The 13801-nt window shown below is 72.8% G+C and carries 17 protein-coding genes; 9 read left to right on the top strand and 8 right to left on the bottom strand.

Annotation, left to right across the window (positions count from 1 at the left end):
* Position 1: 1 nt before the first annotated feature.
* From EV378_RS20510 to ddaH, 5 genes are all read right to left on the bottom strand, one after another.
* Positions 2–1285 (bottom strand): sensor histidine kinase, encoded by a 1284-nt coding sequence (locus EV378_RS20510; RefSeq protein WP_132428742.1) that lies wholly within the window; start codon positions 1283–1285, stop codon positions 2–4.
* Between the two features lie 152 nt (positions 1286–1437).
* Positions 1438–2172 (bottom strand): phosphoglyceromutase, encoded by a 735-nt coding sequence (locus EV378_RS20505; RefSeq protein ID WP_424511246.1) that lies wholly within the window; start codon positions 2170–2172, stop codon positions 1438–1440.
* Between the two features lie 79 nt (positions 2173–2251).
* A complete protein-coding gene (locus EV378_RS20500) occupies positions 2252–2707 on the bottom strand; it encodes a MarR family transcriptional regulator (RefSeq protein WP_132428740.1) in 456 nt (151 codons plus the stop codon).
* A gap of 113 nt (positions 2708–2820) precedes the next feature.
* On the bottom strand, positions 2821–4035 hold the full coding sequence (rocD, locus tag EV378_RS20495) for an ornithine--oxo-acid transaminase (protein WP_132428738.1): 1215 nt from the start codon (positions 4033–4035) through the stop codon (positions 2821–2823).
* Positions 4032–4868 carry a dimethylargininase gene (gene ddaH, locus EV378_RS20490; RefSeq protein WP_132428736.1) on the bottom strand — a complete coding sequence of 279 codons (837 nt, stop codon included), beginning with the start codon at positions 4866–4868 and terminating at the stop codon, positions 4032–4034. Before ddaH ends, rocD begins: the two co-directional genes overlap by 4 nt.
* 92 nt (positions 4869–4960) lie before the next feature.
* On the opposite strand from ddaH, the gene EV378_RS20485 reads away from it, so the two are divergent.
* Both EV378_RS20485 and EV378_RS20480 read left to right on the top strand, forming a co-directional pair.
* Positions 4961–5398 carry an Lrp/AsnC family transcriptional regulator gene (locus tag EV378_RS20485; protein WP_132428734.1) on the top strand — a complete coding sequence of 146 codons (438 nt, stop codon included), beginning with the start codon at positions 4961–4963 and terminating at the stop codon, positions 5396–5398.
* A 41-nt stretch (positions 5399–5439) separates the two neighbouring features.
* Positions 5440–5946 (top strand): VOC family protein, encoded by a 507-nt coding sequence (locus EV378_RS20480; RefSeq protein ID WP_132428732.1) that lies wholly within the window; start codon positions 5440–5442, stop codon positions 5944–5946.
* A gap of 184 nt (positions 5947–6130) precedes the next feature.
* Here EV378_RS20480 and EV378_RS20475 read toward each other — a convergent pair whose 3' ends face one another.
* Complete coding sequence (locus EV378_RS20475; protein ID WP_132428730.1) at positions 6131–6901, bottom strand: GntR family transcriptional regulator; 771 nt, start codon at positions 6899–6901, stop codon at positions 6131–6133.
* Between the two features lie 24 nt (positions 6902–6925).
* The gene (gene gabP, locus EV378_RS20470; protein ID WP_132428728.1) at positions 6926–8305 is read right to left on the bottom strand and encodes a GABA permease; all 1380 of its coding nucleotides are present in this window, start codon (positions 8303–8305) and stop codon (positions 6926–6928) included.
* Positions 8306–8398: 93 nt separating this feature from the next.
* Between gabP and EV378_RS20465 the strand changes: the two genes are divergently transcribed.
* From EV378_RS20465 to EV378_RS20440, 6 genes are all read left to right on the top strand, one after another.
* On the top strand, positions 8399–8824 hold the full coding sequence (locus EV378_RS20465; RefSeq protein ID WP_243653673.1) for a VOC family protein: 426 nt from the start codon (positions 8399–8401) through the stop codon (positions 8822–8824).
* Between the two features lie 29 nt (positions 8825–8853).
* Positions 8854–9465 (top strand): TenA family protein, encoded by a 612-nt coding sequence (locus EV378_RS20460; RefSeq protein ID WP_132428726.1) that lies wholly within the window; start codon positions 8854–8856, stop codon positions 9463–9465.
* Between the two features lie 767 nt (positions 9466–10232).
* Positions 10233–11201, top strand: a complete 969-nt coding sequence (locus EV378_RS20455) for an FAD-dependent oxidoreductase (protein WP_243653672.1) — start codon at positions 10233–10235, stop codon at positions 11199–11201.
* A 48-nt stretch (positions 11202–11249) separates the two neighbouring features.
* The gene (locus EV378_RS20450; RefSeq protein ID WP_132428722.1) at positions 11250–11687 is read left to right on the top strand and encodes a DUF6194 family protein; all 438 of its coding nucleotides are present in this window, start codon (positions 11250–11252) and stop codon (positions 11685–11687) included.
* Between the two features lie 10 nt (positions 11688–11697).
* Positions 11698–12018 carry a divalent-cation tolerance protein CutA gene (cutA, locus tag EV378_RS20445; protein WP_132428720.1) on the top strand — a complete coding sequence of 107 codons (321 nt, stop codon included), beginning with the start codon at positions 11698–11700 and terminating at the stop codon, positions 12016–12018.
* Positions 12019–12094: 76 nt separating this feature from the next.
* The gene (locus tag EV378_RS20440) at positions 12095–12667 is read left to right on the top strand and encodes a dihydrofolate reductase family protein (RefSeq protein ID WP_132428718.1); all 573 of its coding nucleotides are present in this window, start codon (positions 12095–12097) and stop codon (positions 12665–12667) included.
* Between the two features lies 1 nt (position 12668).
* Here EV378_RS20440 and EV378_RS20435 read toward each other — a convergent pair whose 3' ends face one another.
* Complete coding sequence (locus tag EV378_RS20435; RefSeq protein WP_132428716.1) at positions 12669–13229, bottom strand: GrpB family protein; 561 nt, start codon at positions 13227–13229, stop codon at positions 12669–12671.
* 86 nt (positions 13230–13315) lie between these two features.
* On the opposite strand from EV378_RS20435, the gene EV378_RS20430 reads away from it, so the two are divergent.
* Positions 13316–13786, top strand: coding sequence for a GNAT family N-acetyltransferase (locus EV378_RS20430; RefSeq protein WP_132428714.1), 471 nt, complete (start codon positions 13316–13318; stop codon positions 13784–13786).
* The last annotated feature ends 15 nt before the right edge of the window (positions 13787–13801 follow it).

Genomic DNA, 13801 nt, shown 5'->3' with positions numbered 1-13801 from the left:
GTCATCCTCCAGCTCGTCCGGCCGCGGCCGGGTCGGGAGCGGCTGTGGTGGTGCCGGCCTCCGCGTCGGGGGTGGCGGGGTCGGTCTGGCGTGCGGAGATCCGCGTGGGCAGGCGCATGGTGAACGTCGATCCGGTGCCGGGGCGGCTCCACAGCCGGACCTCGCCGCCGTGGTTGGCGCAGACGTGCTTGACGATCGCCAGCCCGAGCCCGGTACCGCCGGTCGCCCGCGACCGGGCCGGGTCGACCCGGAAGAACCGCTCGAACACCCGCTTCTGGTGCTCCGGTGCGATCCCGATGCCGCGGTCGGTCACGGCGATCTCCACCGAGCCGTCGACGGCGCGCCGGGTCACCGACACCGACGAGTCGGCCGGCGAGTAGGCGATCGCGTTCTCCACGAGGTTGGTCAGCGCCGTGACCAGCAGAGACCGGTCGCCGTCGACGACGAGTCCGGACGCCGGGTCCGCGGTGATCTCCACCGCGCCGGACTCGGCCGAGTTGCGGCTGCGCGCGAGCGCCTCACCGACGATGTCGTCCACGTCGACGGCCGCCAGCTCGGGCAGCCGTTCTGCGCCGGTGAGCCGGGACAGCGCGATCAGCTCGGAGACGAGGCTGCCCATCCGGTTGGACTCGCGGAGGATCTTCTCGCCGAAGCGTCGTACCTCGGCGACGTCGGAGCCGTCGGAGCCGTCAGGGGGTTCCAGCCCGTCGAGCGTGTCCAGCAGTGCCTCGGCCAGCAGCGCGACGGCGCCGACCGGCGTCTTCAGCTCGTGCGAGACGTTCGCGACGAAGTCCCGCCGGGTCGCCTCCAGCCGCGCGACCTCGGACGTGTCCAGCGCCTCGACCAGCGTGTAGCCCTCGCCGAGCGCCCGGACGATGGCCTGGACGGCGACCGGGCCGCGCGGGGCCCGTTCGAGTGGCGAGAGGTCGACCTCGAGCCGGCTCTCACCGCCGAGCACCCGCTGGCAGGCGGCCCAGGCCCGCGGGTCGAGGCGGCCGGCCGTCACCGCGCCGAGCCGCTCGGCCCGGGCGTTGTGCAGCAGCACGTCGCCGTTGGCCGCGACGACGGCCAGCCCGGACCCGGACTGGCGGAACGTGCGGTGCAGCAGCTCACCGAGGTCGGGCACGTCGGCGTCCGCCCGGCGCCTGCGCGGCGGGTCGAGGGTCTGCGTCGTCGGGTCGGAGGCTCGGCCACCGGCCCGGCGGACACGTCGGCCCAGCACGGCCCCGGCGACGAGACCGAGGCCGAGCGCAGCGGCGACGATCAGCCACGCAAGCGCGGTCACGGCCGCATAGTAGGCAGTCCGGACAGCCGGAACACCACCGTCGGGCCCCGATGGTGACGCTCCCGACCCCCGTCCGAGCAAGTGTTCGGCGCCCGTTCACCGCCGGTTCAGACTGGGCCCGCCGTGCCGCGGGTTCGCTCCGCGAGCGTCGCTCAGCGACCCTGTGCGGCCACCCCCGCGATCGCCTCCTCCGCCGCGTCCGGGTCCAGGTAGCGACCGCCCGGCGTCGTCGGGACGAACCCCTCGTCGAGCTCGTAGACGAGCGGGATGCCGGTCGGGATGTTCAGGCCGGCGATGTCGGTGTCCGAGATGCCGTCCAGGTACTTCACGAGCGCCCGCAGCGAGTTGCCGTGCGCGGCGAGCATCACGACCTTCCCGGCCCGCAGGTCCGGCAGCACCCGCGACTCCCAGTACGGCAGGAACCGGGCCACGACGTCGGCCAGGCACTCGGTCAGCGGCGCGTCCACTCCCTCGTAGCGCGGGTCGGCGTCCTGGGAGAACTCCGAGCCCTTCTCGATCGGCGGCGGCGGGGTGTCGTACGAGCGGCGCCAGAGCATGAACTGCTCCTCGCCGAACTCCTCGAGCGTCTGCTTCTTGTCCTTGCCCTGCAACGCGCCGTAGTGCCGCTCGTTGAGGCGCCAGTCGCGGGTGACCGGGATCCAGTGCCGGTCCGCCGCGTCGAGGGCGATGTTCGCCGTCGCGATCGCGCGGCGCAGCAGCGACGTGTGCACGACGTCCGGCAGCAGGCCCTCGTCGGCCAGCAGCTTCCCGCCGCGCAGGGCCTCCTGCTCGCCCTGCTCGGACAGCGGGACGTCGACCCATCCGGTGAACAGGTTCTTCGCGTTCCAGACGCTCTGACCGTGGCGCAGCAGCACGAGAGTCGGCATGGCGGACAGCCTGCCATCGAGTCCGCGCCGACGTGGCATCCGTGCGCCTCACCGGAACGAACGCCACACCCGTGCCGGGTCAGTCGGGGATGCGGGCCGCGATCGCGGTGAGGATCTCGCGCAGCTGGGCGACCTGCTCGGCGGTGAGCGCGTCGAACAGGTGCTCCCGGACGGCCCGCACGTGGGCGGGCGCCGCCGCGGCCAGTGCGGCGTAACCGGCGTCGGTGAGCTGGGCGAACGTGCTGCGCCGGTCGTCGGCGCACGGGCGGCGCAGCACCCACTGCCGCGCCTCCAGCCGCTTCACCGCGTGCGAGATCCGGCTCGGCGAGCTCTGGGTGATCTCGGCCAGCTCGGTCATCCGCAGCGACCGGCCCGGCGCCTCGGAGAGCATCGCCAGCAGCTGGTAGTAGGCCAACGGCATGCCGGCGTCGCGCTGGAGCTGCCGGTCCAGCACCGCGTCCAGCGCCGCCGTCGTGCCGAGCAGGGCCAGCCAGGTCCGCCGCTCGGCGGCGTCCAGCCAGCACACGTCGTCCACGCGCGGAGCGTAGCCGCGGGACAGCACCTCCACCCCCGTCGCAACCACCCCCTTTCGCAACGAACGGCACCTTCGAGCAATGTGACTGCTCGAAGGTGCCGTTCGTTCGCGGGTCAGGAGTGGAGCACCGCCGCCAGCGCGTCCACCGCCTCGTCGATCTCCGATGCTTCGACGACGAGTGGTGGCGCCAGGCGCAGCGTCTCGCCGTGCGTGTCCTTGGCCAGGACGCCGTGCTCCGCGAGCAGCTCGCACACCCGGCGCCCGGATCCGACGGACGGGTCGACGTCGATCCCGGCCCAGAGCCCCGCGCCGCGGACGGCCGTCAGCCCGTGCCCGACCAGCTCGCCGAGCCGGGCGTGCAGGTGCGCCCCGAGCACGCGGGCGCGCTTCTGGTACTCCCCGGTCTCCAGCAGCCCGACCACGGCCGTGCCGACGGCCGCGGCCAGCGGGTTCCCGCCGAACGTCGAGCCGTGCTCGCCGGGACGCAGCACGCCCAGCACGTCGGCGCGCCCGACGACGGCACTGACCGGCACGATCCCGCCCCCGAGGGCCTTGCCGAGCAGCATCAGGTCACCGACGACCCCCTCGGCCTCGGACCGGAACGTCGTGCCGGTGCGGCCGAGCCCGGACTGGATCTCGTCGATCACCAGCAGCACGCCGCGCCGCTCGGTGATCCGCCGGACGGCCGCCAGGTAGCCGGGCGGCGGCACGATCACGCCGGCCTCGCCCTGGATCGGCTCCAGCAGCACGGCCACGGTGTCGTCGGTGAGCGCGGCCTCCAGCGCGTCCGCGTCGCCGTACGGCACGGCGTCGAACCCGGGGGTGAACGGGCCGAACCCGTTCCGGGCGTCCGGGTCGTCGGAGAAACCGACGATCGTCGTCGTGCGGCCGTGGAAGTTGCCGTGCGCGACGACGATCCGGGCCCGCCCGTCGGGCACGCCGCGCGCCCGGTAGCCCAAGGCGCGCGCGACCTTGATCCCGGTCTCGACGGCCTCGGCGCCGGTGTTCATCGGAAGGACGGTCTCGACTCCGGCCAGAGCCGCGAGTCGCTCCTGGAACGCGGGGAGCCGGTCGTTGTGGAACGCCCGGCTGGTCAGCGTCAGCGTGTCCAGCTGCCGGTGCGCCGCCTCGACCAGCACCGGGTGGCCGTGCCCGAAGTTCAGCGCCGAGTAGCCGGCCAGGAAGTCCAGGTAGGAGCGGCCGTCGACGTCGGTGACCCGCGTGCCCCGTCCGGACGCGACGACGACCGGGAGCGGCGCGTAGTTCCGGGCACCCCAGCGCTCGGCGCGGGCGATCTCGGCGGCGGACCGGCCCAGGACGGCCGTCATGACCGCAGCTCCAGCGTGCAGCACTTCACGCCACCGCCGCCGCGGAGCAGCTCGGACAGGTCGACGCCGATCGGCGCGAACCCGCGCTCGGCGAGCTGCGCCGCGAACCCGGTGGCCTGCGCGGCCAGCACGACGTGGTGCCCGTCGGAGAAGCAGTTCAGTCCGAACACGACCGCGTCGTCCTCACCGACCAGGATCGCGTCCGGGAAGCGGGAGGCCAGCAGCGCGCGGGACGGCTCGTCGAACGCCTCCGGGTAGTACGCGACCTCGTCCTCGCCCTCACCGTCGGACAGCACCGCGAACGCCGTGTCCAGATGGTAGAAACGCGGGTCGACCAGGCCCAGCGAGACGACCTCGCGTCCGAACACCCGGGCCGCCTCCGCGTGCGACGCCGGGTCGCTGCGGAAGCCGCTGCCGGCGAACACGGTGTCCCCGACGAGCAGGAAGTCGCCCTCGCCCTCGTTCGTCGCGACCGGCTCGCGGACGTCGTAGCCGTGGCGGCGGAACCACTCCATGTAGAGCGGCCCCTCCGCGGCCCGCTCGCCGTGCCGGAACCGGGCGCCGTGCGCGACGCCGTCGACGACCTGGCCTCCGTTCGCGGCGTACACCATGTCCGGCAGGCCGGGCACCGGGTCGATCAGCTGCACGTCGAATCCGAGCCGCAGGTAGGTGCGGTACAGCTCCTCCCACTGCCGGACGGCCCTGGCGGTGTCGACCGGGTCCTGCGGCCGCATCCACGGGTTGATCCGGTAGCTCACGGTGAAGTGGTCCGGCCGGCACATCAGGACGGTGCGCGGGACGGCGATGCGGGGGCGGATCTGCGCCATCGTCATGGGTCCAGTCTGCGACGCAGGCGGCCGACGTTTCCCGCTTCGGAGCGCTGGTTTCCCGGATTTTCCCGGGTCGATACGCAAGAATCGTGCGCATGGATGCACTGGATCGCAGGCTCCTCGACCTGCTCCGCGCGAACAGCCGGGCGGGCTGGGCCGAGCTCGGCGACGAGATCGGGCTGTCCGCGTCGGCGGTGAAGCGACGGGTCGACCGGCTCGTCGCGACCGGCGTGATCCGGTCGTTCACGATCCGCGTCGACCCGGCGATCGACGACCGCGGCACCGAGGCCTACGTCGAGCTGTTCTGTCGCGGCACGGTCGCACCGGTGGAGCTGCGCCGCATGCTCTCCCGCGTCCCGGAGGTGGTCGGCGCCGGGACCATCACCGGCGACGCGGACGCGATCGTCCACATGCGATCCCGCGACGTGTCCTCGCTGGAGGACGCACTGGAGCGCGTCCGGGAGGCCCCGAACGTAGAGCACACGCGCTCCGCGATCGTGCTCAGCCGACTCGTGGACCGTGAGGGTGACTAGCGCGTACAGTGGTAGTTGAGAGTTCAACTCAAGGAGGTCCGATGCCCGTCCAGCGCCTCAACCACGCCGTCCTCTACGTCCGCGACGTCGACCGCAGCGTCGCGTTCTACTCCGAGGCCCTGGGCTTCCGGGTGATCACCTCGGTCCAGGGCCGGGCCGCGTTCCTGCAGGCGGAGGGATCGACGAACGATCACGACCTCGGCCTGTTCGGGATCGGCGCGAACGCGGGCGACTCCGGCGCCGGCTCCCGGACCGTCGGGCTCTACCACCTGGCGTGGGAGGTCGACACGCTCGCCGAGCTGGCCCGGATCCAGGACGTGCTGCTCCGCATGGGCGCACTCGTCGGAGCATCGGACCACGGTTCGACGAAGGCGCTCTACGCCCAGGACCCGGACGGACTCGAGTTCGAGGTCAGCTGGCTCGTGCCCGCCGAACTGCTCGGCGAGGACACCGGGATGCGCACCGCGCCGCTGGAGCTCGACGCCGAGATCGCGCGCTACGGCGCCCAGACCCGCGGCGGCGTCGGCGTGTCCGTCCCCACCGCCTGACCCGTTCTGGTCAGGCATCTCCCGCGCGACCGGTGAGCGGGCGGTCCATCAGCCGATCCCTCCGGCCAGCCGTGATCAGCGATGGTGGCGCGGGTCGTTCGCGCAGCGAACGGTGGGCTCCGCAACCGGCGATCATCCGAACGCCCCGACGGCGCGGGCGCAGCGCAGGATCGCCTCGGTGGGGTCAGGACCCGGTCGGGTCGACCAGGTCGACGCGGTAGCCCGCCCGGTCGGAGAACTGGGCGGTCACGCTGAACCGGTCGCCGCGCACCAGCGTGTGCCGCCACTCCACGGCCCGCCCGTCGGCCAGGCCGCACCGCTCGATGGCCAGTGCGGCGACCGTCCCGTCGATCCCGAGCAGGTGCCGCTCGGCGTCGGTCGGGGTCACCGCGCGGATGTTCTCCCGGCCGCCGGTGACGCGGATCCCGCACCGCCTGCGGTACTCGGGGTAGAGACCGGTGTGGCTGAAGTCGACGTCCAGCAGCGGTTCGGCGAGGGCCAGCGGCAGCCAGATCCGGTCGACGGCCAGCGGCTCGGAGTCCGCGAGCCGGAGACGCTCCAGGTAGACCAGCGGCGTCGACTCCTCCAGGCCCATCCGGGAGGCGACGACGCCGTCGGCGCGGGTGTCCAGCACGTGCACGACGCTGCGCTGGGTCCGACCGGTCGCCTCGACGGCGACGAACAGGCTGTACGGCTCGGACAGCGGCTGCTCGATCGGCTCCGGCGTGACCCGCCGGGCCACCCGGCCGCGGGTGGAGACGACGGCCCCGTCGTCACGCAGGCGTCGCAGCGCCTCCCGCACGGTGTGCCTGCTGACCGAGTACTCGGCGGCGATGGCGAACTCGCTGGGCAGGCCGTCGTCGAACTCCCCGGACTCCAGCCTCGCCCGGAGGTCGGACAGCAGCTGGTGCCACAACGGCCGCTCGTTGCTGCGGACCAGCTCCTTCCGGTTCATGGACACACCGTATGGGGTGGGGTGTCAGACCCGGTCGCCCGACCTGCGTCGCGTCACCACGAACGACACGACGACCACCACGACGGCGATCACGGCCGTCATCGCCAGGTCGAACCGGGAGCCCTCGCGGAAGGCCATGTAGACCAGCACCAGCGGGATCACGACGATCACGGCCCAGGTCAGCCCCGGGTAGGCCCACATCCGCACCGGCATCGTCGTACCGTCGCGCTCCAGCGCCCGCCGCATCCGCAGCTGCGACACCGCGATCACGAGGTAGACGAGCAGCGCGATCGCTCCGGACGTGGCGAGCAGCGTGGAGAAGACCTCCTCGGGAAACGCGTAGTTCGCGATCACCGTGAGGAACCCGACCGCGGTGGACGCGAGCACGGCGGTGCGGGGCACGCCCGCCGACGTGGTGCGCATGACGGCCGTCGGCGCCTGGCCGCGCCTCCCGAGCGAGTAGATCATCCGCGACGCCGTGTACAGCGCCGAGTTCAGGCAGCTCGCGACGGCGACGAGCACCACGATGTCGACGATCGTCTTCGCGCCCGGGACGGCGAGCACCTCCAGCGCGGTCTGGTAGGAGCCGTGGTCGGGCAGGCGCGGGTCGGTCCACGGCACGATCGCGACGACCAGCAGGATCGAGGCCAGGTAGAACACCGCGATCCGCCAGATCACCGAGCGGGTGGCCTTGCGGATCCGCTCGGCCGGGTGGTCGGACTCGGCCGCCGCGATCGTGACGATCTCGGTCCCCATGAAGCTGAACATGGTCAGCAGCACGGCCGCGACGACGGCGCCGATCCCGTTCGGCAGGAAGCCGCCCTGGTCGACCAGTTTGGACAGACCGCCGACGTCACCGGCCGGTCCGGGGAACACGCCGAGCACGGCCAGCGCCCCGACCACGATGAACGCGATGATCGCGGCGACCTTGAGCAGCGCGAACCAGAACTCGAACTCACCGTAGTTCGCCACGTTGAACAGGTTCGTGACGGTCAGCAGGAGCGTCACGACGAGCGCCCACACCCACTGCGGGACCGACGTGACGTAGGAGTTCAGGATCGTCGCCGCCGCGGTCGCCTCGACCGGGATCACGAGCACCCAGAACCACCAGTACAGCCAGCCGACGGTGAACCCGGCCCACGGCCCGATCGCACGGTCGGCGTAGGTGGAGAACGACCCGGAGTCCGGCTGCGCCGCGGCCATCTCACCGAGCATCCGCATCACGAGCACGACCAGTGCCCCGGCGAACAGGTAGGCCAGCAGCACGCCTGGCCCCGCCGTCGCGATCGCCTCCCCGGAGCCGACGAACAGGCCGGCCCCGATCACGCCCGCGATGCTGATCATCGTGACGTGCCGGTTGCGCAGACCGGTGGACAGTTCGTCGCGCGTCTGTGTATCCGACATCACGCCCCCTCCCGACGTTCAGCCCATCGTGAGCGTCCGACCCCGGTCCCGCCAGAGCGCAGCGTTACGACTCGGAATCGAACGAGACTGTCGGTGGTCGCTGCCATGCTGCGCGCGTTCCGGTCGTATCCCTCCCGGGAGGTCCCCGTGCTCGACCATCTGTCCATCCCGACCCGCGACACGGCGGCGTCGGCGGACTTCTACGGCTCCGTGTTCGCGCCACTGGGCGCGCAGGTGATCATGCGGTTCCCACGCGGGGACGGCGAGGTCGTCGGGCTCGGCGGGCCGGACGGCAAGCCGAGCTTCTGGCTCGGCGCCGGTCCACCCTCCGGCGAGCTGCACATCGCGTTCGTCGCGCCGGACCGTTCGTCGGTGGACGCCGTGCACGCGGCGGCGGTCGACCGGGGCGCCGAGATCCTGCACGCGCCCCGGGTGTGGCCGGAGTACCACCCGTCGTACTACGCCGTGTTCGTCCGCGATCCGGACGGACACAACGTGGAGGCCGTCTGCCACACGTAGCCTGAACGGCCGTGTCGTTCTGTGCACGGATGCGAGAGGTCACGGCTCCGGTCTGGCGGGCGGCGGTGGAGCACCGCTTCGTCGACGAGCTGTGGTCCGGCGAGCTCGACCGCGAGGTGCTGACGCGCTATCTGGCACAGGACCACCAGTTCGTCGATGCGTTCCTGGCGCTGCTCGGTGCCGCCGTCGCCGGAGCGGACCGTCCCGGGCCGCGGGTGCGGCTGGCCCGCCAGCTCGGGCTCGTCGCCGGTCCGGAGAACGACTTCTTCGACCGATCGCTCGACGCGCTGGGCTCCGACGGCCCGGTCGAGCCGCTCGGCCCGACGACGGCGTTCGTCGAGCTGATGCACGACGCGGCGGGCGCCGGGTACGCGGACGCGCTCGCCGTGCTCGTCGTCGCCGAGTGGCTCTACCTGGACTGGGCGAGCCGCACGGGCACCACGCTCCCCGACGACCCGATCCACGCGGAGTGGATCGAGCTGCACCGGGGTCGGGAGTTCGCGGAATGGGTGGAGTTCCTGCGCGACGAGCTCGACCGGGCCGCGGACGGCTTGGACCGCGATCGCGCCGGCCAGGTCGCGACCCGGTTCGTGCGGGCCGTGGACCTGGAGCTGGCGTTCTTCGACGCCGCGTACGGCTGAGCCGGGTCCGGTTTCTGTCCGCGATCGCGGCCGGACGGTCCGGACCGAAGCCATCTGTCGCGAGCCCGGAGATCGGCCCTCATGGTGACGTCGACCCTCCGAGGTTCGGCCGTCACGACGTGGCGGTGGCGACGACCGCGACGTGACCGTCGACGCCGCGTCCGGTTCGAGAGTCACCTCCCGGTCACGCGGACAGCCGGGACGTGGCAACCGATCGGCGACGCTGGTCGACGTCGGATCCGTATCGACCCCGCGCAGCCACCGGATCGGCTGGGGCGCCTACTACCGGGGTTCGCAGGGGCGGGTGCCCGGGTGGACCGCGTCGGGCCGGGTGGAGCGCGTCGGGCCGGGTGGAGCGCGCCGGGCCGGGTAGCGGCGCGCCGACCGGCGGCAGTGACGAGGCAGCGCCGCGGATCGACGACGGCACGGTGCCGACTGCCGCCGGCCCGACCACCCCGGCCCGCCGGACCGGGCAGACGGCCGACCGAGCTCCCCACGGGAGGACGAGGCGGTCCACGTGATCGACACCGGTTGAGATGGCGCTCATGGCTCCCCCACCCGTGATCGAACAGCCATGACTGCCATCTCGCGGGATCGGGCGGCGGCCGGACGGGACAGCGGTGGCGGGATGAGGCGGCGACGGCCAGATGAGGCGGCGGCGGCCGGGTCAACCGCACCGGAGCGCCCGGGCCGGGCGCTCGTCGACACGTGTCGGGTTCCGCACGGGCGGGTTCCGCTCCGGACCCGTCGCGCGCCACGGTGGGCCGGTGACCGGATCACCGAACCGCCGCGCCGTCGTCGTCGGAGCCGGGATCACGGGCCTGACCTGCGCGATCCGGCTGCTGGAACGCGGCTGGTCGGTGCGTGTACTCAGCGACGCGCCGGTCGAGGGCACCACGTCGCACCTGGCCGCCGCCGTCTGGTTCCCGACCCGGGCCGGCCCTCGCGACCGGGTCCTGGACTGGGGCAGGCGCACGTTCACCGAGCTGGCCGCGCAGGCGCGGGCCGGCGTGCCCGGCGTCGTGATGCGAGAGAGCCTGGCGCTGTACCGGTCCGAGCCGGAGGAGCCGTGGTGGGCGGCCGCCGTCGACGGTCTGCGACCGGCACGCGCCGACGAGCTCCCGCCCGGTTACCGGTTCGGACTGCGGTTCGCGGTACCGCTCGTGGAGATGCCGGTGCACCTGCCGTGGCTGGCGGCCGAGCTGGAGCGGCGCGGTGGGACGCACGAGACCCGACGCGTCGCCTCGCTCGCCGAGGCCGGTCGCGGCGCCGACGTCGTCGTGCACTGCTCGGGCCTCGGCGCCCGGACGCTCGCGGGCGACGCATCGGTGATCCCGGTGCGCGGGCGGATCGTGCGGGTGCCGAACCCCGGACTGACGCTGTCGGTGCGCGACGAGCAGCACCCCGACGGCCGCGCCTACGTCCACCCGCGCGCCGACGACTGCATCCTCGGCGGCACGCTGGACGAGGACGAGTGGGACGCCACGCCGGACCCGGCGGCGAGCGCGGCGATCGTCCGTCGCTGCACCGACATCGTCCCGGCGTTGCGGGACACCGAGATCCTGGAGCACGTCGCCGGCCTGCGCCCGGCCCGCCCGGAGGTCCGGCTGGAGATGGAACCGGCCACGGCCGACCGTCCGCCGGTGATCCACGACTACGGCCACGGCGGCTCCGGGATCACGCTCGGCTGGGGCTGCGCCGACGACGTCGCAGCGCTCGCCGATCGTGTGACATGAGTCACACTCGTCGGACAATGATCATGGATAGAGTGCTGTCTTGGGGCGGTGCGCGATGACGAGATCCGCGAGTACCTGACCGCCCACTTCCCCGGGACCCGCCTGCTCGAGGCGAACGGCGACGCGTTCGCCGTCCACGACCCGGGCGGCGACCTCCCGCCGGAACGCCGGCTGCCGTGGGCCACCGTCGTGACCGCCGACATGTACACGCCCGACGGCGATCCGTGGGACGTCGGCTCGCAGCTCGACCGCCCCGGGATCTTCCGGCTGAACATCGGCCTGCCGCGCGCCGCCTACCGCGAGCTGGACCCGCCCGAGGGCGACCTGACCGCCGTCGACGTCCTGCTCCCGCACCCGACCTACGCCTCGATCGGCTGGGTCTGCGTGCTCAACCCGGACCGGACGTGGCCGGACGTCGTCGGGCTGCTCGACGAGGCGTACGGCTTCGCCGCCCGGAAGTACGAGAACGCCAGGGACCGCCGGTAGCGTGCGGCGCATGCCCGCCGAGCACGTCGTCGTCGCGTCCACCACCGACAGCGAGTCCGAGGCCCGCTCGCTCGCCGCCGGCGCGATCGAGGCGCGGCTCGGCGCGTGCGCACAGATCGTCGGACCGGTCACCAGCGTCTTCCACTGGGAGGGCGCGGTGCAGACCGAGCACGAGTGGCGCGTCGAGATCAAGACGGCGGCCGACCGGGTGCCCGCGCTGACCGCGCACCTGCAGGCGGCCCACTCCTACGACGTCCCGGAGATCATCGCAATGCCGATCGAGGGCGGCAGCGCCGCCTACCTGTCCTGGCTCGTCGACGAGACCCGCTGACGTCTCGGTCGGCACCGCGGCCGGAGAGCCTCGCGCACGACCGATGAGTCCCGGCCGCGGCGGCGGTCGGCCCTGCATGGCACGACAGCTCGTGATCACCCAGAACATCACGCTCGACGGCGTCGTCGAGGCCACCGACGACTGGTTCGGCCCCGCCGACAGCGACGGCGACGGCGGCACGGACATGCTCGCGACCGTCCGGGAGCACATGGCCGAGGAGGTCGGCTTCCTCGTCGGACGGCAGACGTTCGAGGACATGCGCGGTTTCTGGCCGAACCAGACCGGCGACACGACCGGCATCACGGCTCACCTGGACGACGTCGCGAAGTACGTCGTCTCCTCCACCCTCACCGACCCGCGGTGGCAGAACTCGACCGTCCTGCGTGGTGGCGACACGCTCACGAAGGAGGTCGTCGAGGTCCTCGCGGACGGGCCGGACGGCACCGTCGGCGTCACCGGAAGCATCCGGCTCTGCCACGACCTGCTCGCCGCCGACCTGGTGGACGAGATGCGCCTGTTCGTGTTCCCGGTGGTGCTCGGCCGCGGTCGGCGGCTGTTCCCGGACGGAGTGGAACTGCGGTCGTTGTCGCTGGCCGGGTCCCGCTCGTTCCGCTCCGGCGTCACGCTGCAGCGCTACCGCCTGCGCTGACCTATCCGTCCCATCCCGCGCGGCGCAGGATCTCCATGATCACCGGCCGTTTGGCCTCGGCGTAGTAGTTCACGTCCGGCCACTCGCGGCCGGTGAGCGAGCGTTTCGTGTCCTCGTAGAGGCGCCGGTCGGCGTCGTCGGAGCGCAGGCGGTCACGGAACAGCAGGTAACGATGCACCTCGTCGTCCTCCGGCCGGTAGCAGTGCAGGTTGACCGGCTCGTCGGGCTCTCCGATGCGCAGGCACCGGTGTCCCGGTTGGCGGACGCGCACGTCGTAGCCGACGGCCTCCAGCTCGGGGAGGTAGGCGGGTTCGTCGTCCGGGTCGTCGATGCCGACCACGATGTCCACGATCGGTTTCGCGGCCAGGCGGGGCACCGCCGTCGAACCGATGTGTTCGACGAGCCGTGCCCGTCCACCGAGCGCACGGCGAAGTTCGGCCGCCCGGACCGCGAACCGGTCCGCCCACGCCGGGTCGTGCTCGGCCAGTTCGACACGGACCGGTGTCGGTCCGCGAACCAGCGTGGAGCGCAGCACGTCGTCGGTCAGCCCACGGTCGGACACGGGCGCACCTCTCGTCGGGGCGGACCATGATGGCTCGACGACGGTCGTCGACGCAGCCGGATTCCGGCGCGGGCTACCGTCGAATCATGATCACTACCCGGCGGGCGGAGTCGCGGGACGCCGACGCGGCCGCGCGGCTCGCCCGCGACGCATACCGGCACTACGTCGATCGTATCGGCAGGGAACCGGCTCCGATGACCGCCGACTACGCGGCCGCCGTGGACGCCGCGACGCTGTGGGTCGCCGAGGACGCCGGCCGGATCGTCGGCATCGCCGTTCTCGTCGACGAGGGAGACCACCTGCTGCTCGAGAACGTCGCCGTGGACCCGGCGTCGCAGGGGCGCGGGATCGGCGGCGTGCTCCTCGCACTGGCCGATGACGAGGCCCGCCGCCTCGGCCACGACCGGATCACCCTGTACACCAACGTCGCCATGACCGAGAACATCGCGTACTACCCCCGCAGGGGGTACGTGGAGACGCACCGGGCCGAGCAGGACGGCCGCCACCGGGTCTTCTTCACGAGGACCCTCGACAGTGGACCTCCGCCCGCACTGTGAGCGGCGCCCTCCGGC

This window comes from Pseudonocardia endophytica (assembly GCF_004339565.1).
GTDB lineage: Bacteria > Actinomycetota > Actinomycetes > Mycobacteriales > Pseudonocardiaceae > Pseudonocardia > Pseudonocardia endophytica.
The sequence above is the reverse complement of the archived record's forward strand: the minus strand, read 5'-3'. Positions and strand labels throughout refer to the sequence as shown.